At 58.0% G+C, this 4,836-nt stretch carries 6 protein-coding genes; 4 read left to right on the forward strand and 2 right to left on the reverse strand.

The window, feature by feature from the left end:
* On the reverse strand, positions 1 to 189 hold a 189-nt coding region (locus VEV40_RS03950), incomplete at its 3' end, for a hypothetical protein (protein WP_324830328.1).
* A gap of 223 nt (positions 190 to 412) precedes the next feature.
* Between VEV40_RS03950 and VEV40_RS03955 the strand changes: the two genes are divergently transcribed.
* Together VEV40_RS03955 and VEV40_RS03960 are read left to right on the forward strand one after the other, a co-directional pair.
* Positions 413 to 1,765 (forward strand): D-arabinono-1,4-lactone oxidase, encoded by a 1,353-nt coding sequence (locus VEV40_RS03955; RefSeq protein ID WP_414637791.1) that lies wholly within the window; start codon positions 413 to 415, stop codon positions 1,763 to 1,765.
* Positions 1,766 to 1,879: 114 nt separating this feature from the next.
* Positions 1,880 to 2,224, forward strand: a complete 345-nt coding sequence (locus tag VEV40_RS03960; protein WP_324830330.1) for an MmcQ/YjbR family DNA-binding protein — start codon at positions 1,880 to 1,882, stop codon at positions 2,222 to 2,224.
* A gap of 5 nt (positions 2,225 to 2,229) precedes the next feature.
* Here the strand turns inward: VEV40_RS03960 and VEV40_RS03965 are convergent, their stop codons facing one another.
* A complete protein-coding gene (locus VEV40_RS03965; RefSeq protein ID WP_324830332.1) occupies positions 2,230 to 3,687 on the reverse strand; it encodes a M20/M25/M40 family metallo-hydrolase in 1,458 nt (485 codons plus the stop codon).
* A gap of 92 nt (positions 3,688 to 3,779) precedes the next feature.
* Here VEV40_RS03965 and VEV40_RS03970 point away from each other — a divergent pair, with 92 nt between their 5' ends.
* Positions 3,780 to 4,160 carry a hypothetical protein gene (locus VEV40_RS03970; protein WP_324830334.1) on the forward strand — a complete coding sequence of 127 codons (381 nt, stop codon included), beginning with the start codon at positions 3,780 to 3,782 and terminating at the stop codon, positions 4,158 to 4,160.
* Positions 4,161 to 4,174: 14 nt separating this feature from the next.
* The coding region (locus VEV40_RS03975; protein WP_324830336.1) for a hydroxymethylglutaryl-CoA lyase at positions 4,175 to 4,836 on the forward strand (662 nt) is incomplete at its 3' end.

Here is a 4,836-nt window from a genome sequence, read left to right on the forward strand (position 1 = left end):
AATCACGACCGCATCTTTCCCGTCTTCATTCAGGCGGATCTGATTCGATTCGATAAAGAGCTGAGCTTTGCTGCCCGATTTGAGAGCTTGAACCGACCCTCCGTCATACATCACCTTGTAGCCATTGTCGGCGGCCAAAACATTCATCGTGAAGAGAAAACAAATAACCAAAGCACAAATACGTTTCATGTATTTACTGAGAACTACCTTTCAGTTTTGTGGATTCTGGCAAAGACTATCATCGCGATTCAATGCAGAATAGGTAACGATAGGGTGTTACTCGCTAGGGGGAACGAAAAAGAGGGTGCCTCATCCTATCGCGCAGTTTGCGATAGGGTGGGAAAGCAATATCCAGACCAACATCTCGACCATTCGCCACCATCGCTGCGCGCGTGATACAACGTTGCCCATCATGAACAAGCGCGACTTCCTCAAAACATCCGGCATACTACTCAGTGGAGCCACCTTGTCCCGACTCGTTCCTGCCGAACAAAGCCAGACTGCAGGCCCGCGCACTAACTGGTCGGGAAATCTCACCTATTCGACAAACCGCCTCTTCACGCCGGCTTCGGCAGAAGAAGTCCAGGAGGTAGTGAAAGGCTGCGACAAGCTCCGCGCTCTCGGCGCGCGTCACTCCTTCAATGCCATCGCTGACAGCAATGCAAACCAGATCTCGCTCGAACATCTTGATGAGATGACAATCGATGACAAAGCGCACACCGTTACCGTAGGGGCAGGCGTTCGTTACGGGAAGCTCGCTCCGTACTTAGACTCCCACGGCTATGCGCTGCACAACCTCGCCTCGCTTCCGCACATCACCGTCGTTGGCGCTTGTTCCACCGGTACGCATGGCTCGGGCATTCACAATGGAAACCTGAGCACCGCCGTCTCCGCCCTTGAATTCGCCACCGCCGACGGCAATCTCGCCACACTTTCACGCGCCAAAGACAGCGATACATTCAATGGAGCAGTCGTCGCGCTGGGAGCGCTCGGCATCGTCACCCGCATCACGCTCAACCTGCTGCCCACTTTCCAGATGCGCCAGATCGTTTACGAAGACCTGTCGTTCGACCAGCTCCAGCACAACCTCGACGCCATCTTTGGCAGCGGATACAGCGTCAGCCTCTTCACTGACTGGCAAAACCACCGCGCCACGCAGGTCTGGATCAAGCAGCGTATCGAATCCAATCAATCTTCACAGCTTCCGCCCGAGTTCTACGGTGCAAAGCTCGCGACGAAAAAGCTGCACCCCATTGCGGGACACGACGCCACGCCCTGCACCGAACAGCAAGGCATCCCCGGCCCATGGTACGAGCGGCTGCCGCACTTCCGCATGAACTTCACGCCATCCAGTGGCGCCGAGCTGCAGACCGAGTACTTCGTTCCACGCGAGCACGGCCATGAGGCCATTCTCGCCGTCGAGAAACTGCGCGACCGCATCACCCCGCATCTGTTTGTTACGGAATTTCGCACAGTCGCCGCAGACAATCTCTGGATGAGCATGGCCCACCAGCGCGATTCCATGACTATCCACTTCACTTGGAAACCGGAATGGCCGGCGGTGAAGCAAATCCTGCCGCTCATCGAAAAGCAGCTCGCGCCATTCAACCCGCGCCCGCATTGGGCCAAGCTCTTCACCATCCCGCCCGCGCAACTCGAAGCAAAATACGAAAAGCTACCGGAATTCAAGTCACTCCTGAAACAACATGACCCGACCGGCAAATTCCGCAATGCGTTTCTGGAAACGAATCTCTACACTGCCTAGAGTTGCCGAGAGGGAAACCAGAATGAACAATGAATGTCATTCTCAAGCAAATAACTGTCATCCTGAGCGCAGCGAAGGATCTGCTTTCCTTCACATGGGCCACGAAAACCACCTATGAACACCACAGATTTTCGCCGCATCGCATTAAGCCTCGAAGGCGCAGAGGAAGGCTCGCACATGGGCTCGCCCGACTTCCGCGTGGACGGAAGAATCTTCGCCACCCTCGCCTCGCAGAAAGACGGCTATGGCAATCTCATGCTCACAGTGGAACAGCAACAGGCCTTCATCGCAGATCGCCCCGACCTCTTCATCCCCATCAAAGGTGGATGGGGCCGCATGGGAGCGACCCACATCATCCTCGCCAAAGCTAACGAAGACGCACTGCGAGGAGCGCTGACTACAGCATGGAAACTCCGGAAAGAGAAAAACAAGAAGACAGGACGCAGGAAGCGCAGCTAAATGCTTTATCTCGGAGCCGGAGTACTCGAATCCGCCAAGGCATAAGCCAAGACCACCATTACCGCCGCGTTCTCATTCAGTTCCTGCGGATTGACCTTGTCGAAGGTGTCGGCAGCCGTGTGGTGATAGTTGAAGTAGAATCGGCTGTCCTGGTTGGGAGCAAACTGCGGCACGCCCTTGAGCGAGTCGATGTCTTCGCCAGCTTCAGGACTGGGCGTGATGGTTGCAGCCCCAATCGGCTCCAGCACATGCCCTACCGGGCGCAGCCACTCCGCCAGCTCAGGCTTGCCCACAGCCAGAATACCAATGGGATGGCCCGCTCCCAGGTCTGACTCGAGAGCGCCAATGTGGTTCGACAGGTCGGAAGCATGGTCCTTGGCGTAAGTAGCCGCGCCTTCGCCGCCCTGCTCCTCATCCATCCAGGCAACGAAGCGCACCGTGCGCTTTGGATGGATGCCGAGCTTCTGCAGTAGATGGATCGCCTGCATGGAGACCACAATGCCAGCGCCATCATCGATGGCCCCGGTCGCAAGGTCCCACGAATCGAGGTGCCCTGATACGATGACCACCTGCTCCGGATGCTCGGAGCCCTTCCAGTCGGCGATGACGTTGTAACTGTCTACATTCGGTAGCGTCTGCGGCGTCAGCGTCAGCCGCATCCGCACCGGCCCCTGCTGCGTGAGGTTGGCCAGCAGGTCCGCATCCTCAGCGGTCACCGCCGCCGCGGGAATTTTCGGCAGCCCGTTCGCGTAGACGGTGGCCCCGGTGTGCGGCAGCCGGTAGTCTGCATTGCCAACCGAGCGCACCAGCACGGCAAGCGCTCCAAGAGACGCGGCAACGCTCGGCCCTGCGCCGCGATAAACAACAGCCTGCCCATAGGCGCTCAACCCGTCGCCCTGCGCGGCCAATCGCTTGTCGAATTTCTCATTCAGAAGCAGAATTTTGCCCTTTACCGCGCCTTCGGGCAGCTTCCTCAACGCGTCAAAGGAGTCGGCCACAACCACATCGGCAACCAGTCCATCCGGACTCGTCGCCACACTGGGGCCAAGCGCTGTCAGCACAATCTTCTGCGTCGTTCCCTCCGCCATTCCCGGCCAGGAAACGAGCTCGCCCGTCTCAGTTCCGCGCACCCAATGGATGACCGATGTCTTTTCCAGATGCACGTCCGCGCCCAGCGCCCGCATCTCGTCAGCGACGTACTCGACGGCCTTCTGCGCCTGCGGAGAGCCACTAAGACGCGGCCCGATGTTGTCCGTCAGGTGCCGCAATTCCGTCAGCGCATATGGGGCCTGCATGGCTGCGTCGCGCAGCTTGGCCATGGTTGCAATCTGGTCAGCAGTCCATGCTCCGGTCGAGGGATTCATTAGCCGTTGCAAGCGGTCTTGTACGGATTGCGCTGAAACCAGGCACGTTGACAGGCACACTGCCGCGCAGACGGCAAGCAGAAGGGACTTTTTGAGCATAGCGAATCGTACCACGCGCTAACCCGTGCGCTTTCTGGTTCACAGCGAGAGGTTTCAGCCTTGCACATGACATCAGACGCTATTCTCAAATCATGAGCCCGACCGTCACGCAACGTAGAACGACCACCCGTAAGAAAAAGAAAGCCGCAGCCAGTGGATGGCTCACATGGTGGCCGTTGCTGCTGGGCATTCTGGTCACGCCGCTCACTGTGCGCGCGGCGGGTATTATGGCGCTTGCCGGCCCTGACGCGCTGCGGATGCTGTATCCCTGGGTGCAGCTTGTACAAACCCATCTCTTCAGCGTCGAAATTGCCGGAACGCTCTCGCAGGCCATGATGTACTTGCAGTTCCCCCTCTATGGACTGCTGATGGCTCTTGTTTTACGGGCAAAAAGCCTGCTACCCGCCCTCATCGCTGGAGCAGTCGCGCATTTTGGAGCAGTCGTCGTTGTCGTAGCGCTCGCGCATCTATAAATTAGGTAGTTCCGATGAGCGAAGCAGTCAAACTGATCGAGTGTCCGCGCGACGCCTGGCAAGGCCTACCGAAAACGATTCCGGCTGAAGTCAAGGCTGACTATCTGCACACCCTCATCGCCGCTGGCTTCAAACACATTGATGCCGTCTCCTTTGTCTCGCCGAAAGCCGTGCCACAAATGGCCGACTCCGAGCAGGTGCTTGAGTTCCTCGATCCGCCGGACGACGTCGAAATCATCGGCATCGTAGTAAACGAGAAAGGTGCGCAACGCGCCATCGCAACAGAAGCAGTGAGCACGCTCGGCTTCCCTTACTCCATCTCGCCGGAGTTTCTGAAGCGCAACCAGGGACAGACTCCGGAAGAATCGTTGGACACTCTGGAAGCCATCGGGCAAGCGGCATTCAAAGCCGGCCTCGGTGTTGTCGCTTACATCTCGATGGCCTTCGGCAATCCCTACGGCGATGACTGGAGCATCGACGAAGTCATTGCAGCGTGCGACTTGCTGGCCGACACCGGCATCGAGCAGATTTCACTCGCCGACACCGTCGGCCTGGCCACTACGGACGAAGTCGCGCGGCTAGTCAGCGCCGTGCTTTCAGCAGCCGGCGGTCTTGAAATCGGTGTGCATCTGCATGCTAGACCCCAAGAAGTCGCATCCAAAGTAAGCGCAGCGTA

Origin of the sequence: Alloacidobacterium sp. (assembly GCF_035631355.1) — a bacterium.
In the GTDB taxonomy this organism is placed as follows: Bacteria; Acidobacteriota; Terriglobia; order Terriglobales; family Acidobacteriaceae; genus Alloacidobacterium.